Genomic DNA, 19,000 nt, shown 5'->3' on the forward strand with positions numbered 1-19,000 from the left:
GTCCGGTCCGGGGAGGTCATCGACTCACGTCGAGACGGTCTGCGCGGCCAGGTGCGCGAGCACCACGCGGATGTCGCCGCCGGTGTCAGCCATGACCTGACGTTGCCGGGTGGCGCCGGTGCCGTCCCGGCGCACCCGGTCCAGCTCGCGCCGGACCAGGTCCAGGTCGCCGTGGCGGGTCAGCGCGGGCGTGACGGTGACGAACAGGTCGTCGACGAGGTCCCAGGCGGGCCGGGGCCGCCCGGTGCGCAGGTCGACCAGCTCGCCGTCGACGCCGTCGTGGGCGGCCCGCCAGTGCGCGGCGGCGACCAGGCAGTCCCGGATGCGGGGTGCGGGTACGCCGGCGCGGACGTCGTCGATCAGGGTGGCCACGAGCGCCCGGACCAGCCCGGCGACCAGCACCGTGTCGTCGACGGTGGGACACACGTCGCCGACCCGGACCTCCACCGTCGGGTACGACGCGGACGGGCGGGCGTACCAGTAGACCATCGCGGCGTCGAGCATGATCCCGGCGGTGATCAGGTCCGCCACCGTGGCGTCGTAGTCGGCGGCGGAGTCGAAGTGCGGTGTCGGTCCGATGCTCGGCCACCGTTCCAGCTGCATCGAGCGCCAGCTCGCGTGGCCGGTGTCCCGCCCGTCGTGCAGCGGCGAGTTGGTGGTGAGCGCCTGCACCACCGGCAGCCACTGGCGCAGGTGGTTGCAGACCTGCACGGCGAGTTCCCGGTCCGGGACGCCGACGTGGACGTGGCAGCCGCAGACCGCCGGGTCGTGGGCCACCGGGCCGAACCGGCGGGACATGTCGTGGTAGCGCTGCTCGTCGGGCACCGTGCGGTGGGCCTCGCAGACCGGGGTGGCGCCGACGGCGACCAGCTGCGCCCCGGCCGCGTCGGCCGCCCGCGCGGCCGCCCGGCGCAGCGTGACCAGGTGCTCCCGCAGCTCTCCGAGATCGGGGCTGACCGGCGTCACCATCTCGACCATGCTGTGCCGGAACTCCTGCCGGCTCTGCTCGCGGGCGGTGCCGGAGAGCGCGCCGCGTACCCGGTCGGCGACCGGCATGCTCTCGCCGGTGGCCGGGTCCAGCAGCAGGAACTCCTCTTCCACCCCGAGGGTCAGGACGTGAGGCGGAGTCATGTCCCGACGGTACGAGGGCGGGGGCCGGCCCGAGGCCGTTTCCGCCGACCACCGCCCCCGCGGGTGGCGGCACGCAGAGCGGCAGAATGACGAGGTGACCTCACCTGGTGTCTCCTACGGCGACCTCGACCTGCTTGCCGACGCTGGACGCTGGCACGACCTGCTGAGGTTCGCTGCCACAGTCGAGGCGGGGCCGGTCGACCAGCGGCGGGAGACGGCGCACGTCGTGGCATTGGAAGCGCCGGCCGGGATCGCCGCCGCCGCAGCCGAACTGTTTCCCGGCGATGACAAGGGCTCCCCGGGGCCCCTGTGGGAGGTGGTAGCCCAAAACCACACGTGGCGAGAACTGACCCCCCATCTGGCCGACCCACGCACGCGGCATCTGACAGCCCACACTCGCGTGCTGCACGGCGAGGATCTCCGTGCGGCCGCCGACCTCGATCCACAGCTGCTCGATGCCCCGCTGTGCCTTCTGCCGTGGGAAGCCGCCAACTGGTACAGCACCTTGGACATCCCCGAGTACGACCGGTCCGGCAGTTCGGGATGCACCATCTGGGCCTGTCCGAGCCAGTTGGCCGACCCGAAGCCGCTACCCGTGACCACCGTACGGCCGGCACAGCACGCCGCGGTGGCACTCCTCGGCCGCTTGTCACCGGCTACCCAGGCGTACGCGTTCCACGGAACCGCATGGGAGGCGGCCTCGGTGGTGGCCACCGACCAGGCCAGGATGCCCAGGGGCCAGCGGTGGCAGGGCCTGCGGGGCCGCCAGGGATCACAGGTTCCCTTCGCCGATGTCTACCCCAGCCTGGTGCACCTGGCCACCGGTGAAGGGCCTTACGCGCGTCGGACCGGACAGGCGCTCGGACGGACGGCTCTCTGGAAGGCACTCGCCGTCATGGCTGACGTGACCCCTGCCGCAGGGGCGGGCAGCGTCAGCGCGTTTGTCGAACGCCTGCACTGCGTCGTCTGGCAGGAGCCCGACGACGAGATCTGGTACCTGCACCTGGCGATGGAAGACCCGGCGCAGGGCATCGCCTGGGTCCTCACCGGCAACGACTTCGACTGACCGGACAGCGACCGTCAGCGCATCGGAGCGGCGGCCATGCCCGCTGTGAGCCGAGCATGACCGCCGTCCGCGAGGTCGTGCAGTGCTTCTGTTGATCCGGGTCAGCGCCGTGATCGGTCTCAGCAGTCGAAGTAGAGCGCGAACTCGTGCGGAGTGGGCCGCAGCCGGACCGGGTCGACCTCGTTGGCGTTCTTCCAGTCGACCCAGGTGGAGATCAGGTCGGCGGTGAAGACGTCGCCGTCGAGCAGGTAGTCGTGGTCGGTCTCCAGCGCCGCCAGTGCCTCAGGCAGCGAGCCGGGTACCTGCTTGACGTCGCCCCACTCCTCCGGCGGCAGGTCGTACAGGTCCTTGTCGATCGGCGCCGGCGGCTCGATCTTGTTCTTGATGCCGTCGAGACCGGCCATGAGCATGGCCGAGAAGGCCAGGTAGGGGTTGCTGGACGGGTCCGGCACCCGGAACTCGACGCGCTTGGCCTTGGGGTTGCTGCCGGTGACCGGGATGCGGGTGCAGGCGGAGCGGTTGCGCTGCGAGTAGACCAGGTTGACCGGCGCCTCGAAGCCGGGGACGAGACGGCGGTAGGAGTTGACGGTCGGGTTGGTGAAGGCGAGCAGCGAGGGTGCGTGGTGCAGCAGGCCGCCGATGTACCAGCGGGCGGTGTCGGACAGGCCGGCGTAGCCGGTCTCGTCGTAGAACAGCGGTTCGCCGCCGCGCCAGAGGCTCTGGTGGGTGTGCATGCCGGAGCCGTTGTCACCGAACACCGGCTTGGGCATGAACGTCGCGGTCTTGCCGTGCGCCCACGCCTCGTTCTTGATCAGGTACTTGAAGAGCTGAAGCTCGTCGGCGGAGTGCAGCAGCGTCGAGAACTTGTAGTTGATCTCGGACTGCCCGCCGGTGCCCACCTCGTGGTGCGAACGCTCCACTGTGAAACCGGCGTCCACCATCCGGCGGACCATGCTGTCGCGCAGGTCGGCGTAGTGGTCGACAGGCGGCACCGGGAAGTAGCCGCCCTTGTAGGCGGTCTTGTAGCCGCGGTTGCCGCCCTCCTCGACCCGCCCGGTGTTCCAGGCGCCCTCGATCGAGTCGATGTAGTAGAACGACTGGTGCGCCGAGGTCTCGTGGCGGATCGAGTCGAAGATGTAGAACTCCGCCTCGGCGCCGAAGTACGCGGTGTCGGCGATGCCGCTCGCCGCCAGGTACGCCTCCGCCTTCTTCGCCACGTTGCGCGGGTCGCGGGAGTACGCCTCCCGGGTGAACGGGTCGTGGACGAAGAAGTTCAACGCGACGGTCTTCTGCGTGCGGAACGGGTCCACGAACGCGGTCGCCACGTCCGGCAGCAGGAGCATGTCCGACTCGTGGATCGACTGGAAACCGCGGATCGACGAGCCGTCGAAGGCGAGACCGTCGGTGAAGACGCTGTCGTCGAACGACTCGACCGGCAGGTTGAAGTGCTGCATCACGCCGGGCAGGTCACAGAAACGTACGTCGACGAACTTCACGTCCTCGTCGGTGAGGTATCGCAGGAGTTCCTCGGAATTGGCGAACACACGTCCTCCTGGCAGGCGTCGTTGATCCTGGCCACGTCCCGTGGCCGGACCGCCCGGGGACATGGCCCGTACCGCCACCGTACGACGGCTCGCCGTGCCCGGCTCGCCAACCGCCCATCAGGGTTTCCTTCGCCACAGGCCGGGTAGTCGCCGTACCCGGCGGACCGCCCGGGAGACGACGTGGCGGGAGGTTGGCGTGGTGGGTGCTGCTCGACTGACCGGCGGACGCTGAGATGTGCGGGATCAGCGGTGAGGCCAGACTCGACGGGGCCACCCCCGACGCGGCCGCGGTGACCCGGATGACCGCCGCCATGCGCTCCCGCGGGCCGGACGGCGAGGGCGCGTGGAGTGACGGCTGGATCACCCTCGGGCACCGCCGGCTGACAGTGATCGACCTGTCCGAGGCCGGCGCCCAGCCGATGGTCCGTGACGACCTCGGCCTGGCCCTGGTCTTCAACGGCTGCGTCTACAACTACCCGGAGCTGCGCGACGAACTGCGCGCGGCCGGGCACACCTTCCACAGCACCAGCGACACCGAGGTGATCCTGGTGGCGTACGCGCAGTGGGGGGAGCGATTCGTCGACCGCCTGGTCGGCATGTTCGCGGTGGCGCTGGTGGACCGGCGGCGGCGATGCCTCGTGCTGGCCCGCGACCGGCTCGGCATCAAGCCGCTCTACCTCGCCGAGTCGCCCGGCCGGCTCCGGTTCGCCTCCACGCTGCCGGCGCTGCTGGCCGGCGGGAACGTCGACACCGGCATCGACCCGGTCGCGCTGCACCACTACCTGTCCTGGCACTCGATCGTGCCGGCGCCGCGCACGATCCTGCGCGGCATCCGCAAGCTGCCCCCGGCCACCGTCCGGGTGGTCGAGGCCGACGGGCGCAGCCGCGAGCGCGTCTACTGGCGGCCCGAGTACCGGCGCGACCCGGCCCACGAGGGCATGGACGCCGCCGACTGGCGGGCCGCCGTCGGGGACGCGCTGCGCACCGCCGTACGCCGCCGGCTGGTCGCGGACGTGCCGGTCGGGGTGCTGCTCTCCGGTGGCCTGGACTCCAGCATGATCGTGGCGCTGCTGGACGGCGCCGGACAGCACCACCTCCAGACGTTCAGCATCGGGTTCGACAGCCGCGGCGACGAGAGCGGCGACGAGTTCCACTACTCCGACCTGGTGGCCCGCGCGTTCGGCACCGACCACCACCGCATCCGGCTCGCCGACGGCGACCTCGGCCCGGCCGTGCGCGCCACCGTGGCGGCCATGACCGAACCGATGGGCAGCCACGACGTGGTGGCGTTCTACCTGCTCTCCGAGCAGGTCGCCCGGCACGTGAAGGTGGCGCAGTCCGGCCAGGGCGCCGACGAGGTGTTCGCCGGCTACGGCTACCACCACCGGCTGGCCGACGCGGCCCGCGACGACGCGACGGCCGGGTTCACCGCCGCGTTCTTCGACCGCGACCACGCCGAGCTGACCGAGGTGGTCGAACCGGCGTACGCCTGCGACGGTGACGCCAGCGGCGAGCTGGTCGCCGCCGACCTGGCCGCGCCGGGCGCGCAGACCGCCGTGGACGCCGTGCTGCGCCTGGACACCCACCTGATGCTGCCCGACGACCCGGTCAAGCGGGTGGACAGCATGAGCATGGCGTGGGGGCTGGAGGTGCGTACGCCCTTCCTCGACCAGGACCTGGTCACGCTCGCCGCGGCGTGCCCGCCTGAGCACAAGCTGGCCCAGGGCGGCAAGGGCGTGCTCAAGGAGGCGGCCCGCGAGGTGCTGCCGGCCGAGGTCATCGACCGGCCCAAGGGTTACTTCCCGGTGCCGGCGCTGCGCAACGTCGACGGTCCCGTGCGAGAGTTGGTGGTCGAGGCGCTGGGTGCGCCCGAGGCGCGCCGGCGCGGGCTGTTCCGCCGGGCGTACGTCGACGAGCTGCTGGCCGAGCCGGACCGGGCCCAGGCCGCCGCCGGCAGCAACAAGCTGTGGCAACTGGGCCTGCTGGAGCTGTGGTTGCAGACGCACGGCGTGAGCTGAGCGGGGCGGGAGGAGCACTGTGAAGTTCGTCATCGAGAGCGAGGCCGACGGCAGTGTGGGGTTCACCGTCGTCGGTGGCGACGGTCAGCTGCTCGCCACCGGGGCGCCCTGCCCGGACAAGGGCTCGGCGCTCGCCGTGGTGGGGGAGCTCATGCACGGTCTGGGCGACGCCTGCGTCGAGGACCGCACCGAGGCCGGCGCCGGGCCGGTGGCCGGCACCCGCACCGAGATCGGCGACGACATGTCGGACATCGGCCGCTCCGGCATCCCGCCGGTCTGACCGCGGCACGTCCCGCCCGGCCGGAGGGCCGGGCGGGGCGGTGTGCTCACCGCTCGTCGTCGAGCACGTCCGTGTGGCCGTCGCGGGTGACCGTGGGCGGCAGGTGTTCGTCCGGCTGGGGCGCCTCGGCGAGCGTGTGGTGCGGGTCGCCGTCGGGCGAGAACAGCACCCGATCGGTCTTGCGGGTCTTCTCCTGCTCCTCCTCCGGCTCCGTCACCGCGTTCTCCCTCCGCTCACCGGCGCCTCCGGCAGGCCGCCCCTCGTCCCACGCTAAGCGCCGGACGAGCGCCGGGAGCGGGTTTCCGCGCGACGGCCCCGACGCTCGACGGACGGGGAGCGCACGGACCGATCCGACTCTCATCATCCGCGGAGCGCCGCGGCGGGACAACGTGCACGCTGCCCACCCCGCACACCCGCGGATACGCTGCCAGCCGCAGGCACCAGCGACGGAGGGGCAGCCGTGGCGCTGACGATGACCGTCGACGGCCGCCCGGCCGCCGGCGCCGGAACCTTCGACGTCGTCGACCCGGCCACCGGCGCGGTGTTCGCCACCGCCCCGGCCTGCCCGCCCGAACTGCTCGACCGGGCGATGGCCGCGGCGACCGCCGCGTACCCGCAGTGGGCTCACGACGACGAGGCGCGGCGCGGCGTGCTGCGCGCCGCGGCCCGGGCGGTCCTCGGCGCCGTCGCCGACCTCGCCGCGCTGGTCACCGCCGAGCAGGGCAAGCCGCTGGCCGAGGCGACCACCGAGGTACGCGCCGCCGCCGCGTGGCTGCACTACTTCGCGGGCATCGAGACCGGACCACAGATCGTCGACGGGCGACGCGACACCGCGATCGTCACCGCGCGGCCCCTCGGCGTCGTCGCCGCCGTCACCCCGTGGAACTATCCGCTCGCGCTCGCCGCCTGGAAGATCGCTCCGGCGTTGCGGGCGGGCAACACCGTGGTGCTGAAGCCCTCCCCGCACACCCCGCTCGCCACGCTCGCCCTCGGCGAACTGCTGCGGGACCTGCTCCCACCCGGCGTCCTGAACGTGGTGACCGGGCCGGACCCGCTCGGGGCGCGGCTGTGCGCCCACCCCGTACCCAGGAAGATCACCTTCACCGGGTCGACAGCGACCGGCCGGCGAGTAGCGGCGGAGGCCGCCGCCCGGCTCCGGCGGGTCACGCTCGAACTCGGCGGCAACGACGCCGCGGTGGTGCTCGACGACGCCGACCCGGCGCGGATCGCCGATGACCTGTTCTGGGCGGCCTTCACCAACAGCGGCCAGATGTGCATGGCGGTCAAGCGGGTGTACGTGGCCCGGCCGGTGCACGACGCGCTCGTCGAGGCGCTCGCCGACCGCGCCGCCACCGTCCCGATGGGCCCCGGCGCCGACCCCGGTGTCCGGCTCGGCCCGGTGACCACCCGGGCCCAGCGGGAGTACGTGGCAGGGCTCGTCCGCGCGGCCGTCGCCGGCGGCGCGACGGTGGCCGCCGGTGGTCGAGCCGCCGGCGGGCCCGGTCACTTCCATCCGCCCACCGTCCTGTCCGGGGTGTCCGACACCGACCGGGTCGTCACCGAGGAGCAGTTCGGGCCGGTGCTGCCGGTGCTGGCGTTCGACGACGTCGAGGAGGCGCTCACCCGGGCCGACGCGACACCGTTCGGCCTGACCGCCTCGGTCTGGTCGGCGGACCCGGACCGGGCCGCCGCGGTGGCCGCCCGCCTGGACGTGGGCCAGGTGTCGGTGAACGCGCACGCCGCCGGGGTCCGGCCGGACCTGCCGTTCGGCGGGCGGAAGGACAGCGGCCCCGGGGTCGAGAACGGACACTGGGGACTGGCCGGGTACACCCAGCCGCACGTCCTGGTCCGGCCGCCCTCGGATGACCAGCCCTAGTCGAGCAGGTCCGGCTCGGCGTGCACGACGTCCTCGTACATCGGGCGGAAGTTCAGCCGGCCCAGCCCCGGCGTGCCGATGGTGGCCCGGGTGAGACGGGCCTCGGCGGGCGCGATCGGCACCGGCGTGCCGGCCGCCTCCGCCGCGAGCTGGATCCGGCAGCAGCGGTCCATGCTGAAGAACCACCAGGCCGCCTCGTCCACGCTGCCGCCCACGGTCAGCAGGCCGTGGTTACGCAGGATGACCGCCTTGCCGGGGCCGAGCGCCGTGGCGATCCGGTCCGCCTCGTCGCGGTCGAGGACCACCCCGGAGTAGCCGTCGTGCAGGCCGTGGTCCTCGTAGAACGCGCACGCGTCCTGGGTCAGCGGGTCGAGCAGCCGGCCCAGCGTGGCGAACGCGCGCCCGAACACGCTGTGGCTGTGCGCGGCCGCCACGACGTCCGGGCGGACCGCGTGGATGCGGCTGTGGATGGCGTAGCCGGCCGGGTTGATCGTGCCCTCGCCGTCCACGACGGTGCCGTCGGAGTCCACCAGCAGCAGGTCGCTCACCCGCAACCGGCCGAACGAACGGCCGAACGGGTTGATCCAGAACCGGTGCGGCTCGCCCGGGTCGCGGACGGTGAGGTGACCGCCGGCGCCCTCGTCGAAGCCGTACCTGTGGAACAGCCGCAACGCCGCCGCGAGGCGCTGCTTGCGGCGCAGCCGCTCCTCCGCGACGCTCCGGGCCCCCATCACGCCCTCCCGAGCAGCGCGGCGACGACCTCGTCGTCGAACTCGGCCAGCCGTCCCGCGTCCGGGCCGCGGCTGATCGCGTACCCGTGCAGGATGCGGGCGTGGGCCACCGGCACGCGCTCGCCGTCACGCCGCACGGCGAAGCGGACGTCGGCGTCGAACATGGTCCCGCGCAGCACGTCGGTGACGGTGAACGTGGTCTCGATCTCCTCCTCCATCCGTGCGGCGGCGAGGACCCGCACGGACGCGCGGGACACGACCGGGATCCAGCCGCGCACGTCGAGCATCCGGCCGACCGAGATGCCGCGGGCCGCCAGGAACCGGTCCACCACCTCCTCGACCGCGCGCACGTAGCCGGAGTGCTGCACCGGCTGCGAGTACTGGCAGTAGAAGTACGGTGCCCGCCACCGCCACTCGAACGGCGTACCGGCCGCGTCGCCGGCGGGTGCGGGAGCGTCCGCCCGGACCTCGGCCACGACCGGCACGTCACCGGGGACCGCGACGTCGACGGCCGGGCCGGTCCGGACCAGCGCCGCGCGGACCCGGCCGCGCAGCACCGGCACGCCGCGCGCGGTCAGCCGTACCGCGAACTCGCCGCCGCCGCGGTGCCGCGCCTCGGCGGTCACCTCGTCGTCCACGTCGAGCACCGCCGGTAACTGCACCGAGGCGTCGGCGATCACCAGGCCGAGGCCGTGCTCGTGGTACAGCCGCGAGGGCCCGGCGCCGCGCTCGCGGAACCAGGCGAGCACCGCCTCCTCGGCCAGGTACATGAAGTGTTTGAACCCCACCCAGGTACGGATGTTGGCGCCCTCGAAGCGGGGGCGCAGCGCCACGGTGGTGGTCTCGTCCGGCAGGACCGCTGTCACCGGGTCTCCTCTCGACTGTCGGATCGGGGCGCGGGCCCGGGGTCCGGCGCGGCGCGTACCGTGACCGCGCGGAACCCGTCCTCGTCGTCGCCGCAGCGGACCTCCACGACCGCCGGCCCGCCGGGCGCGCGCAGGGCGTCCGCCGCCAGCGCGACCGGGACCAGGCCGTCGGCGCCGTAGTGGCCGCCCCCGCCGCCGGTGCCGTGGCCGTCCGGCGGGTCACCGGGCACCGTCCGCACCGGACCGACCACCAGGTGCGGCGCGGGCACCCGGTCGAGCGGCTCCAGCACCAGGCAGGCGGCGCCGGCACGCAGCGGACCCGGGCGGCCCGGGCGGGTCGCGTGCAGCGCGACGGCGATGTCGTCGTCCGGCTCGGCGCCGACCACCACCACCCGGCCGGCCCGGCCCGCCGCCAGCAGCCGCAGCCCGGCGGCGAGCGCGTCCAGGCCGGAGGTGGCGCCGGAGCAGCACATCAGGTTCGGGCCGCCGAAGCCGAACCAGATCGCCACCGAGCTGGCCACCACGTTGGGGGAGGCGTTCGGCGCGGACAGCGGGGACACCGCCCGCCAGCCGTCGGCGCGGGCGGTGGTGACGATCCCGGCGACGGTGCCGACGTTGCCCAGGTTGCTGCTGGCCACCACCGCCGTGTGCGGGTCGACCCGATCCGGCGGGGTGCCGTCGCCGTCGGCGCGGCCGAGCGCCCGGTGCACCGCGCACAGGGCCAGCCGGGTCGCCGTCTCCTTGTACAGCAGTCCCTTGCGCCCGAGGACGGTCCGGGCCCGCTCCGCCGGTGGCGCGTCCGGCCCGGGCAGGTACGCGTACCAGGCGGTGAGTGCCGCCGCCGGCCCGGAGGCGGTCATCGGGCGGCCTCGACGAGCGTCACCGCGTTGACCCCGCCGAAGCCGAACGCGTTCACCTGCGCCAGCGTCGCCCGAGTCCGGGCCGGACGGTCGCGGACCAGGTCGAGGCCCTCGGCCTCGGGCAGCGGCGTGCGCAACCCGGCGATCGGTGGCACCACCCCGGCGCGCAGGCAGCGGACGGCGACGTCGAGACCGTGCAGCGCGGCGGTGCCGGAGGTGTGCCCGATCGCGCCCTTGAGGCCGGTGACGGTGGTGGGGCCGCCCAGCGCCACGAGCGCCGCCGCCTCCGTCGGGTCGTTGAGTGCAGTGCCCGTGCCGTGCGCCACCACCAGGCTTGCGTCGGCCGGCTCCCGGGCACCTCGGGCGTACGCGTCGTCCATCGCCCGGCGCACACCCTCGGCCGACGGCGCGGTCTCGTGGTACGCGTCGCAGGACAGTCCGGTGGCGACCACCCGGGCCAGCACGCGTGGCGCCAGCCCGGCCCGGGTCACCACGAGCGCGGCGGCCCCCTCGCCCAGCAGGACGCCGGCCCGGTCCCGGTCGAAGGGGCGTACCCGGTCGGCGGGCTCGTCGGCGACCCGGCCGATCATCGCGAGCATCGACTCGGTCATCGCGTCGGTGGCCGCGACGACGACGGCGTCGGCCTCACCGAGTTCGATCATGTCCTGCGCGAGGGCGAGGACGTGCCCGCCCGCGCTGCACGCGTTCGCGACGGTGACCGCGCCGGGCACGCCGGCGTCCGCGACGGCGGACCGGAAGTGCAGCCCGCCCGCGCGGAACGGCGCCCGGTCGGCCACCGCCCGCTCGACCGCGCGCAGCTCGCGCAGCCCGGTGCCGACAAGCGCCGCGACGCGGTGCCGGGCCGGGTCGAGCGCCGCGTCGGCGAGCGCCCGCCGGACGCAGTCGCGCAGCCAGCCGGCGGCGGGCCACAACTCGCCGCCGGAGCCGTCCGGGATCGGATAGCCGTGCCGCACGTGCACGGCGGCCGGGTCGTAGCCGGACAGCGGCGCCACCCCGCACCGGCCGCCGAGCAGCGCGGCGAACGTGGCGTCGCCGTCGCCGAAGCAGGTCCGCACCGCGCTCGCCGCGATCTCCACCGGCATCGCGGCCTACCCCAGCTCCGCGAGCGCGGCGCCGGGCCGGACGGCGGCGATCAGCTCACCGATCACCGCAGTGGTCCGCCCGCCGACCGTGACGGTGCCCGACGCGACGGCCGCGCCGTCGACGACCTTGTCCAGCCGTACGTCGTGGCGCAGCACGTCTCCCGGGTACGCGGCGCCGGACAGCCGCAGTTCACGCACGCCGACGAACAACGGCAGCAGCCCGCTGCCCGGCCCCGGCACGCCGACGCCCGCGCGCAGGAACCAGGCGAGCGCGGCGGCCTGGCCGAACGACTCCAGCAGCAGCGCCACCGGATACGCGTACGCCTCGGGAGACGTGGTCTCGTCCAGGCCCGCGTAGCACCACTCGGCGGCGGTGACCGCCTTCTCGGCCACGATCCCGTCGGGCCGGACCTCCACCACCCGGTCCACGAGCAGCAGCGGGAACCGTTGCGGCAGCAGCCCGCGGATCGCCTCCTGCCCGACCGGCGCACTCACCGATACCGCCCGGCGTCGAACTGCGCCTCCAGGCGGGCGCACTGCTCCCCGTCGCCCCGGTGGCAGCGGGCGCGGGCGGTGAGCGGTCCGGTCGCCGGGTCACCTGTCACCTCGACGCGCATGGTGAACTCGCCCGGCGCCAGCACGGGCGCGGTGAACCGGGCCGAGCGCAGCACGGTCAGGCGCGCGCCGTCCACTCCGGCGCAGACGGCGCGCAGCAGCGTGTCGACAAGGAACACCCCGGGCAGGATCGGCCGGCCGGGGAAGTGACCGGACAGGTACGGGCCGTCCGGCTCGACGACGGTACGGGTGCGGATGCGCACCCCGTGACCGGAGCGTTCGATCTCGATGCTGTCGAAGGGGCTCAGTGGGGGCGGGTACACGCCGGGGCCTCCTGTCGGTCGGTGGCGCCGCACGCGCGCAGCCGCGCGAGCTCCGCCCGGTCGACGCCGGCCTCGGTGAGCAGCGCCTCGGTGTCCGCGCCGACGGCCGGCGCGCCGTGCCGCACCCGGGTCGGTGTCCGGGAGAACTTGGCAGCCGGGCCGGTCAGCGGGCCCGTGGTGCCGTTGCACAGCGGGACGGTCTGCACCATGTCGCGTTCCCGGACGTGCGGGTCGGCGGCGGCGTCGGCGAAGTCGCGTACCGGCTCGGCCGGGATGCCCGCGGCGGCGAGCCCGGCCGCCGCCCCGGCCACGGTCCGCGCCTCGCACCACGCGCCGACCAGCGCGTTGACCTCGTCGCGGCGGGCACGGCGCTCCTCGTTCGTGGCGAAGCCCGGGGCCCGGGCCAGCTCCGGCCGGTCCATCGCCGCGGCGAGCGAGCGCCAGTGCTTGTCGAGCGCGACCGCCAGGTAGAGCCAGCCGTCCCGGCAGCGGTACGTGCCGGCCGGTACGACGAAGTCGGCCTGGTCGCCCCAGCGGCGCAGCGGCACGCCGGTCGCGCCGAGCGTCAGGTAGCCGCCGCTGTTGGCGAGCAACGCGTCCAGCAGTGACACGTCGACGTGCTGGCCCTCGCCGGTGCGGTCGCGGTGGCGCAGCGCGGCCAGCGCGCCGATCGCGCCGTGCAGCCCGGCCAGATCGTCGGCGAGGAAGGACGGCGCCTTCATCGGTGTGCCGTCCGGCTCGCCGTTGAGGCCCATCCAGCCCGCCGCTGCCTGCGCAATCGGGTCGAAGCCGGCGTCGGTGGCGCGCGGGCCGTACTGGCCCCAGCCGGAGATGGAGACGAAGACGATGTCGGGATTGACGCGCCGGCACTGCGCGTAGCCGACGCCCCATCCGTCGAGCGTGCCCGGCCGGTAGTTCTCCACCACCACGTCGGCGGTGACCACCAGCCGCAGGAACGCCTCCCGGGCCGGTTCCCGGCGCAGGTCCAGCGACACGCTGCGCTTGTTGCGGTGCACCGTCTCCCGGAACCAGGACAGGCCGGTGCCGGGGATGTCCGGCGGCATCCGGCCCTCCCGGTTGCCGGGCATCTCGATCCGGATCACCTCGCAGCCCAGGTCGGCCAGGACCGCGCCGGTCATCGGCCCGGCCCACACCTTGCTGATCTCCAGCACCCGTACGCCGTGCAGCGGCCCGTCCACGTCGTGACGTGCCTCGCGGTAGAAACCGGCCTTGTCCATCTCACCGCCAGCTGTCTGGTATCTGCGATCGGTGTGCCGAACTGCGGTGCAGCACCTGCCGCCGCACCTTCCCGGAGTCCTCCCGGGGCAGCGCGGTGGACAACTCGTAGGAGCGCGGCACCTTGAACCCGGCCAGTTCGCGGCGGCAGTGCCGGTCCAGCGCGGTGGTCAGGTCGTCGGTGAGCGCGTGGGTGTCCACCTCGACCACGGCCCGGACCTGCTGCCCGAACTCCTCGTCCGGCACGCCGAAGACGACCGCGTCGCGGACCGCGGGGTGGCGCAGCAGGACGGCCTCGACCTCGGCCGGGTACACGTTCACCCCGCCGGACAGGATCATGTCGTCGGCGCGGCCGGTCAGGTAGAGGTAGCCGGCGGCGTCCAGGTAGCCGCGGTCGCCGTAGGTGAAGCTGCCGTCGGCGCGGTGCGCGGCCCGGGTCTTCTCCGGTGCGTCGCGATACTCGAAGCCGTCCGGGCGGCGCAGGTAGACCCGGCCCTCGTGCCCGGCCGGCAGCGGCATGTCGTCGGCGCCGACCACCACGATCTCGGTGCGCGGCAGCGGCCGGCCGACGCTGCCCGGGTGCGCCAGCCAGTCCTCGGCGTGGATGATCGTGGCGATACCCGCCTCGGTGGCCGCGTAGTACTCGCTCAGCACCGGGCCCCACCAGGCGATCATCTGCCGTTTCACGTCCACCGGGCAGGGCGCCGCCCCGTGCCAGACGCGCCGCAGCGTGGCGCCGCCGAACGCGGCCCGTACCGCGGGGTCCAGCCGCAGCAGCCGCACGAACTGGGTCGGCACCAGGTGCGTCATGGTGACGCCCTCGGCGTCGATCAGCCGCAGCGTCGCGGCCGGGTCGAACCGGGGCCGGGTGACCAGCCGGAACCCGCGGATCAGCGGCAGCAGCGAGAAGAACAGCTGGCCGGAGTGGTACCAGGGGCCGCACAGCAGGTTCACCCCGTCCGCCGGCATGCCCAGCACCGTGCACAGCCGGTTCAGGCGTCCGCGCAGCCGGGGGAGTGGCTCGCCCTGGCGGAACAGCCGGCTGACCACCGCCTTCGGCGCGCCGGTGGTGCCGGAGGTGTAGAGGCCGGTGGCGCCGCTGCCCGCCTCCGGCGGCTCGGCGGCGTCGGCGTGCGCGAGCAGCGGCTCGGCGGCGGCGAACCCGTTCACCGGCTCGTCGCCGAGCACGACGCGCAGTCCGGGGCGGCGGTCGTTGCGCTGCCACGCGTCCCGGGCCGCCGGGAGGCGCTCGGTGTCGGTGATCAGCGCCCGGCAGCCGGAGTCGGAGAGCAGATACGCGACCTCGGCGCCGGTGAGGTGCCAGTTCATCGGCACGATCACCAGACCGGCGTGCAGACAGGCGAGCAGCAGCTCGAACACCTCGTGCCGGTTGCCGGCGAGCACGCCCACCCGGTCGCCCGGGCGCAGCCCCTCCCGGCGCAGCAGGTCGCACCAGCGGTTCACCCGCTCGTCGAGGGCCCGCCAGCTCAGCGCGGCGTAGCCGTCGTCGAGCGCGACCGCGTCCGGCGCGGCGGCCACCATCGGGTGCAGCAGCTGCGCCATCGCGGATCCTCCTCGCCCGGGCGGTGCCACCCGGCCCGTCGGTGACCCCAGCAACGTAGGTTTCGGCGGCCTCCTTTGTCGACTCTCGTATGTGCGGAGTCGTAACGTGTGCCCGGCCCGGTGAAGGGACGATCGGATGACACTGCACCTGCACTGGTTCCTGCCGTCGCACAGCGACGGGCGGGACATCGGCTGGCGTCCGCGGGGTGCCGGCGCGCGGCGCACGGTACGCCGGGAGCCCGACCTCGCCTACCTCGCCCAGGTCGCGCTCGCGGCGGAGCGGCTCGGCTTCGAGGGCATGCTGATCCCGGTCGGGATGTTCTGCGAGGACCCCTGGCTGGTCTCGGCCGCGCTGGCCGGGCGCACCGAGCGGATCCGGTTCATGATCGCGCTGCGGCCCGGGCTGATGTCGCCGACCCTGGTGGCGCAGATGGTGGCCACGTTCCAGCGCCTGTCCGGGGACCGGCTCATGCTCAACGTGGTGGTCGGCGGCGACCCGGACGAGCAGCGCCGCTACGGCGACTGGCTGGACCACGACCGGCGCTACGAGCGCGCCGACGAGTTCCTCACCATCCTGCGCGGGGCGTGGACCGGCGAACCGGTGGACTTCGAGGGGGCGCACCACCGGGTCCGGGCTGCTCTGGTGACACGCCCGCCGCGGACCGCGCCGACGGTGTTCGTGGGCGGCTCGTCGGCCGGTGCGCAGGACACCGCGCTGCGCCACGGTGACGTCTATCTGGCCTGGGGGGAGTCGCCGCCGGAGCTGGGCGCGTTGCTCGGCGAGGTACGCGAACGCGCCGGCGGCAAGCTCTCCTGCGGCACCCGCTTCCACGTGATCACCCGGGACACGCCGGAGCAGGCGTGGGCCGAGGCGGACCGGCTGACCGCCGGGATGGACCCGAAGACGGTGGCCGCCGCCCAGGAGCGGTTCCGGCGCAGCGAGTCCGAGGGACAGCGCCGGATGGCCCGGATGAGCGCCGGCGCCGAGGGCCGGCTGGAGGTGTACCCGAACGTCTGGGCCGGGTACGGCCTGCTCCGGCCGGGCGCCGGGGCGGCCCTGGTCGGCAGCCACGAGCAGGTCGCCGACCGGATCGCCGAGCTGCACGGGCTGGGCGTGGAGCATCTGCTGCTGTCCGGCCAGCCGCACCTGGAGGAGGCGTACTGGTTCGGCGAGGGCGTGCTGCCGCTGCTGCGTGAGCGCGGCATCCTGGCGGAGGTCCACGGATGACGGCGGCGGTGAGCCCTGACGCGTCGCCGGAACTGCTCGCCGACCCGGCCACGTACGTGTCCGGACCGCCGTGGCGGGAGTTCGCCAGGCGGCGGGCCGAGGCGCCGGTGGCCTGGGTACGGGAGCCGGCCCTGCGCCGCCGCTCCGGGCGCGCGGGCGACGGACCGGTGGGCGAGGTGCTGCACCGCGGCGACGGGTACTGGGCGGTGACCCGGTACGACAGCGTGGTGCGGGCCTCCCGCGACCCGGCGTTGTTCTCCTCGGCCACCCGCGGGCCGTTCCTCGCCGACCCGAAGACCCGGGGCGACCTGCAGCGCACCCGCCAGCTGCTGTCCGGCATGGACCCGCCCGGGCACACCCGCCTGCGCCGGGTGCTGACCGCCGCGTTCACGCCGCGCACGGTCCGGGCGCTGCAGGACTCCATCGATGCGCACGCCGCCCGGATCGTCGCCTCGGCGGCCGGCCGGGGTGAGGTCGACGCGGTACGCGACCTGGCCGCCGAGCTGCCCCTGGTGGTCCTCGCCGACCTGCTCGGCATGCCGCCGCAGGACCGGCACCTGATGTTCACCTGGAGCAACCACCTGGTCGGCTTCGACGACCCGGAGTTCGGCGGTGGCGACGTCCGGACGTTCAAGCGGGCCATGACCGACGCGTTCGGGTACGCGGCCGACGCCGCCGCCGCGCGCCGCCGCGACCCGGGCGACGACCTGACGAGCGTGCTGGCGACGGCGGAGGTGGACGGCCGGCCGCTGACCGAGCCGGAGCTGTGCGGCCTGTGGCTGCTGCTCGTGGTGGCCGGCAACGAGACCACCCGTCACCTGGTCTCCGGCGCGCTGGAGCTGGCCGCCGACGACCCGGCCGTCCGCGACGCGCTGGCCGACCCGGACCGGGTGCCGGCGGCGGTGGAGGAGCTGCTGCGCTGGGTCACGCCGATCATGCAGTTCCGCCGGACCGCCACCGCCGACACCGAGCTGGACGGCCAGCCGATCCGGGCCGGTGACAAGGTGGTCCTGTACTACGCGTCGGCCAACCGGGACGAGGCGGTGTTCGCCGACGCGGACCGCCTGCGGCTGGACCGGGCCCCGAACCCGCATCTGGCCTTCGGCGTGGGCCCGCACTTCTGCCTGGGCGCGCACCTGGCCCGGGCCGAGGCGGTGGCGCTGCTGCGGGCGCTGCACCCGCACCTGCCGCATCTTCGCCGCGTCGGCCCGACACAGCGGCTGGCCTCGAACTTCATGAACGGGATCAAGTCGTTGCCGGTGCGCCTGGTCCGGTAGCGGTGTTCAACCGGGGAAGGCGCCCAGTCGAACACGTGCCGGCAGGTGGTCGTACCCCCGGAAGCTCATGTGCCGGCGGCGTACCGGGACGCCGGCCGGCTCGAAGCCGGCCAGGCCGCGGGCGATCCGGTCGAACACCGCCGCTCCCTCCAGCCGGGCGAGCGTGGCGCCGAGGCAGAAGTGCGGGCCGGCGCTGAAGGAGACGTGGGGGTTCGGGGTACGGGCGATGTCCAGCTCGTCCGGGCGGGCGAACCGCCTGCCGTCCCGGTTGGCGGCGGCGAGCAGCAGCACGACCAGCCGGTTGGCGTTGATCCGCCGACCGGACACCTCGATCGGGGCGCGGGTCAGCCGGGCGGTGGCCTGGATCGGCGCGTCGAAGCGCAGGAACTCCTCGACCGCGCTCGGCACCAGCTCCGGCTCGGCCCGCAACCGGGCCAGCACGTCCGGGCGGGACAACAGGGCGGCGCAGCCGGTGGCGATGAGGTTGGTGGTCGTGTCGAAGCCGGCGAAGAACAGGAAGATCACGTTGTCCACCAGCGCCTCGGCGGTGATCGCGCCGCCCGGGTCGGCGGTGGCGAGCAGACCGGCCAGCGGATCGTCGTCGCGACCCCGGCGCTCGCGCTCGGCCAGCAGCTCCCGCACGTAGGCGCGCAGCCAGGTCACCGCGGCGGCGGTGGCGTCCCGGTCGCCCTCCACCCGAATGCCGGCGCCGAAGGCCCGGGCCAGCGTCATCGCGTACGGGCGCACCAGGTCGCGGTCGGCGACGGGGATGCCGAGCAGTTCGGCGGCCACGGTCACCGGCAGCGGCGCGGCCAGCCCGGTGACCAGGTCGGCGTCCCCGTCCATCGCGGTGAACAGCTCGCCGACCAGTTCGTCGACGCGGCCGCGCAGCCCGGCCACGGCCCGGGGCGCGAGCAGCCGGGACATCGCCCGGCGCAGCACGGTGTGCACGGGCGCGTCCCGGTTGAGCACTGTGGCCCGGAAGAAGCCGGTGACCGCGTCGGGCTCGCCCGAGGCCTGGTATACGACGTCGGGGAACTCGTGGCCGACGCGCGGGTCGGCCAGCAGGGCGGTGACGTCGGCGTGCCCGGTGACCGCCCACACGCCGGGACCGGCGGGCACGACCGGCCCGGCCTCCCGCAGTGCCGCGTAGGCGGGGTAGGGGTCGTCCAGTCCGGCGATCGCGGTCGCGTCGTATCGCACTCGCACGACGGGATCGTAGCGCCGGTGGGACGCTTGAAAGCGAGATAGTGCAGCGACGGCGATCACTGACCTGTCGCGATCCCGGCACGTCTGGGGCGTGTGCTCGGCTTCTCCGTCTGATTAGGATTCGCGTATCACGG

Annotated in this window: 18 protein-coding genes; 6 read left to right on the plus strand and 12 right to left on the minus strand. The window is 74.3% G+C overall.

Going from position 1 to position 19,000, the window contains the following annotated elements:
- Positions 1-24: 24 nt before the first annotated feature.
- Complete coding sequence (locus IRY44_RS09305; protein WP_194800030.1) at positions 25-1,131, minus strand: glutamate--cysteine ligase; 1,107 nt, start codon at positions 1,129-1,131, stop codon at positions 25-27.
- 94 nt (positions 1,132-1,225) lie between these two features.
- Here IRY44_RS09305 and IRY44_RS09310 point away from each other — a divergent pair, with 94 nt between their 5' ends.
- Entirely contained in the window at positions 1,226-2,197 is a 972-nt protein-coding gene (locus IRY44_RS09310; protein ID WP_194800031.1) for a hypothetical protein, read from the plus strand.
- Positions 2,198-2,316: 119 nt separating this feature from the next.
- On the opposite strand, the gene glnA is transcribed toward IRY44_RS09310, so the two are convergent.
- Positions 2,317-3,741: a type I glutamate--ammonia ligase gene (gene glnA / locus IRY44_RS09315; protein ID WP_194800032.1), complete on the minus strand. Its 1,425-nt coding sequence runs from the start codon at positions 3,739-3,741 to the stop codon at positions 2,317-2,319.
- A gap of 233 nt (positions 3,742-3,974) precedes the next feature.
- Between glnA and IRY44_RS09320 the strand changes: the two genes are divergently transcribed.
- Together IRY44_RS09320 and IRY44_RS09325 are read left to right on the plus strand one after the other, a co-directional pair.
- Complete coding sequence (locus tag IRY44_RS09320; RefSeq protein WP_194800033.1) at positions 3,975-5,759, plus strand: N-acetylglutaminylglutamine amidotransferase; 1,785 nt, start codon at positions 3,975-3,977, stop codon at positions 5,757-5,759.
- Positions 5,760-5,778: 19 nt separating this feature from the next.
- Positions 5,779-6,039, plus strand: a complete 261-nt coding sequence (locus IRY44_RS09325) for a hypothetical protein (RefSeq protein ID WP_135239679.1) — start codon at positions 5,779-5,781, stop codon at positions 6,037-6,039.
- A gap of 46 nt (positions 6,040-6,085) precedes the next feature.
- Here IRY44_RS09325 and IRY44_RS09330 read toward each other — a convergent pair whose 3' ends face one another.
- On the minus strand, positions 6,086-6,256 hold the full coding sequence (locus IRY44_RS09330) for a hypothetical protein (RefSeq protein ID WP_194800034.1): 171 nt from the start codon (positions 6,254-6,256) through the stop codon (positions 6,086-6,088).
- Positions 6,257-6,499: 243 nt separating this feature from the next.
- Between IRY44_RS09330 and IRY44_RS09335 the strand changes: the two genes are divergently transcribed.
- Positions 6,500-7,915, plus strand: coding sequence for an aldehyde dehydrogenase family protein (locus IRY44_RS09335; RefSeq protein WP_281600892.1), 1,416 nt, complete (start codon positions 6,500-6,502; stop codon positions 7,913-7,915).
- On the opposite strand, the gene IRY44_RS09340 is transcribed toward IRY44_RS09335, so the two are convergent.
- The 8 genes from IRY44_RS09340 to IRY44_RS09375 are packed head-to-tail and all read right to left on the minus strand — an operon-like array spanning position 7,912 to position 15,152.
- On the minus strand, positions 7,912-8,646 hold the full coding sequence (locus tag IRY44_RS09340; RefSeq protein WP_194800035.1) for a class II aldolase/adducin family protein: 735 nt from the start codon (positions 8,644-8,646) through the stop codon (positions 7,912-7,914). The genes IRY44_RS09335 and IRY44_RS09340 overlap by 4 nt on opposite strands.
- On the minus strand, positions 8,646-9,512 hold the full coding sequence (locus IRY44_RS09345) for a thioesterase family protein (RefSeq protein WP_269696746.1): 867 nt from the start codon (positions 9,510-9,512) through the stop codon (positions 8,646-8,648). Before IRY44_RS09345 ends, IRY44_RS09340 begins: the two co-directional genes overlap by 1 nt.
- Positions 9,509-10,372, minus strand: a complete 864-nt coding sequence (locus IRY44_RS09350) for a beta-ketoacyl synthase N-terminal-like domain-containing protein (protein ID WP_194800036.1) — start codon at positions 10,370-10,372, stop codon at positions 9,509-9,511. The genes IRY44_RS09345 and IRY44_RS09350 overlap by 4 nt, the downstream gene beginning before the upstream one ends.
- Positions 10,369-11,475, minus strand: coding sequence for a beta-ketoacyl synthase N-terminal-like domain-containing protein (locus IRY44_RS09355; protein ID WP_194800037.1), 1,107 nt, complete (start codon positions 11,473-11,475; stop codon positions 10,369-10,371). Before IRY44_RS09355 ends, IRY44_RS09350 begins: the two co-directional genes overlap by 4 nt.
- Positions 11,476-11,481: 6 nt before the next feature.
- Entirely contained in the window at positions 11,482-11,970 is a 489-nt protein-coding gene (locus IRY44_RS09360) for a 3-hydroxyacyl-ACP dehydratase FabZ family protein (RefSeq protein WP_269696747.1), read from the minus strand.
- Positions 11,967-12,353: a hypothetical protein gene (locus IRY44_RS09365; RefSeq protein ID WP_167796877.1), complete on the minus strand. Its 387-nt coding sequence runs from the start codon at positions 12,351-12,353 to the stop codon at positions 11,967-11,969. The genes IRY44_RS09360 and IRY44_RS09365 overlap by 4 nt, the downstream gene beginning before the upstream one ends.
- Positions 12,335-13,591, minus strand: a complete 1,257-nt coding sequence (locus IRY44_RS09370) for a CaiB/BaiF CoA-transferase family protein (protein ID WP_194800038.1) — start codon at positions 13,589-13,591, stop codon at positions 12,335-12,337. The genes IRY44_RS09365 and IRY44_RS09370 overlap by 19 nt, the downstream gene beginning before the upstream one ends.
- 1 nt (position 13,592) lies before the next feature.
- Positions 13,593-15,152 carry an AMP-binding protein gene (locus tag IRY44_RS09375; protein WP_194800039.1) on the minus strand — a complete coding sequence of 520 codons (1,560 nt, stop codon included), beginning with the start codon at positions 15,150-15,152 and terminating at the stop codon, positions 13,593-13,595.
- A gap of 136 nt (positions 15,153-15,288) precedes the next feature.
- Between IRY44_RS09375 and IRY44_RS09380 the strand changes: the two genes are divergently transcribed.
- Positions 15,289-16,380, plus strand: coding sequence for an LLM class flavin-dependent oxidoreductase (locus IRY44_RS09380; RefSeq protein ID WP_194800040.1), 1,092 nt, complete (start codon positions 15,289-15,291; stop codon positions 16,378-16,380).
- A complete protein-coding gene (locus IRY44_RS09385) occupies positions 16,377-17,657 on the plus strand; it encodes a cytochrome P450 (RefSeq protein ID WP_194800041.1) in 1,281 nt (426 codons plus the stop codon). The genes IRY44_RS09380 and IRY44_RS09385 overlap by 4 nt, the downstream gene beginning before the upstream one ends.
- Positions 17,658-17,663: 6 nt before the next feature.
- Here the strand turns inward: IRY44_RS09385 and IRY44_RS09390 are convergent, their stop codons facing one another.
- Positions 17,664-18,866 (minus strand): cytochrome P450, encoded by a 1,203-nt coding sequence (locus tag IRY44_RS09390; protein ID WP_194800042.1) that lies wholly within the window; start codon positions 18,864-18,866, stop codon positions 17,664-17,666.
- Positions 18,867-19,000 lie beyond the last annotated feature (134 nt).

Origin of the sequence: Micromonospora sp. ANENR4, assembly GCF_015354395.1 — a bacterium.
Taxonomy (GTDB): Bacteria; Actinomycetota; Actinomycetes; order Mycobacteriales; family Micromonosporaceae; genus Micromonospora; species Micromonospora aurantiaca.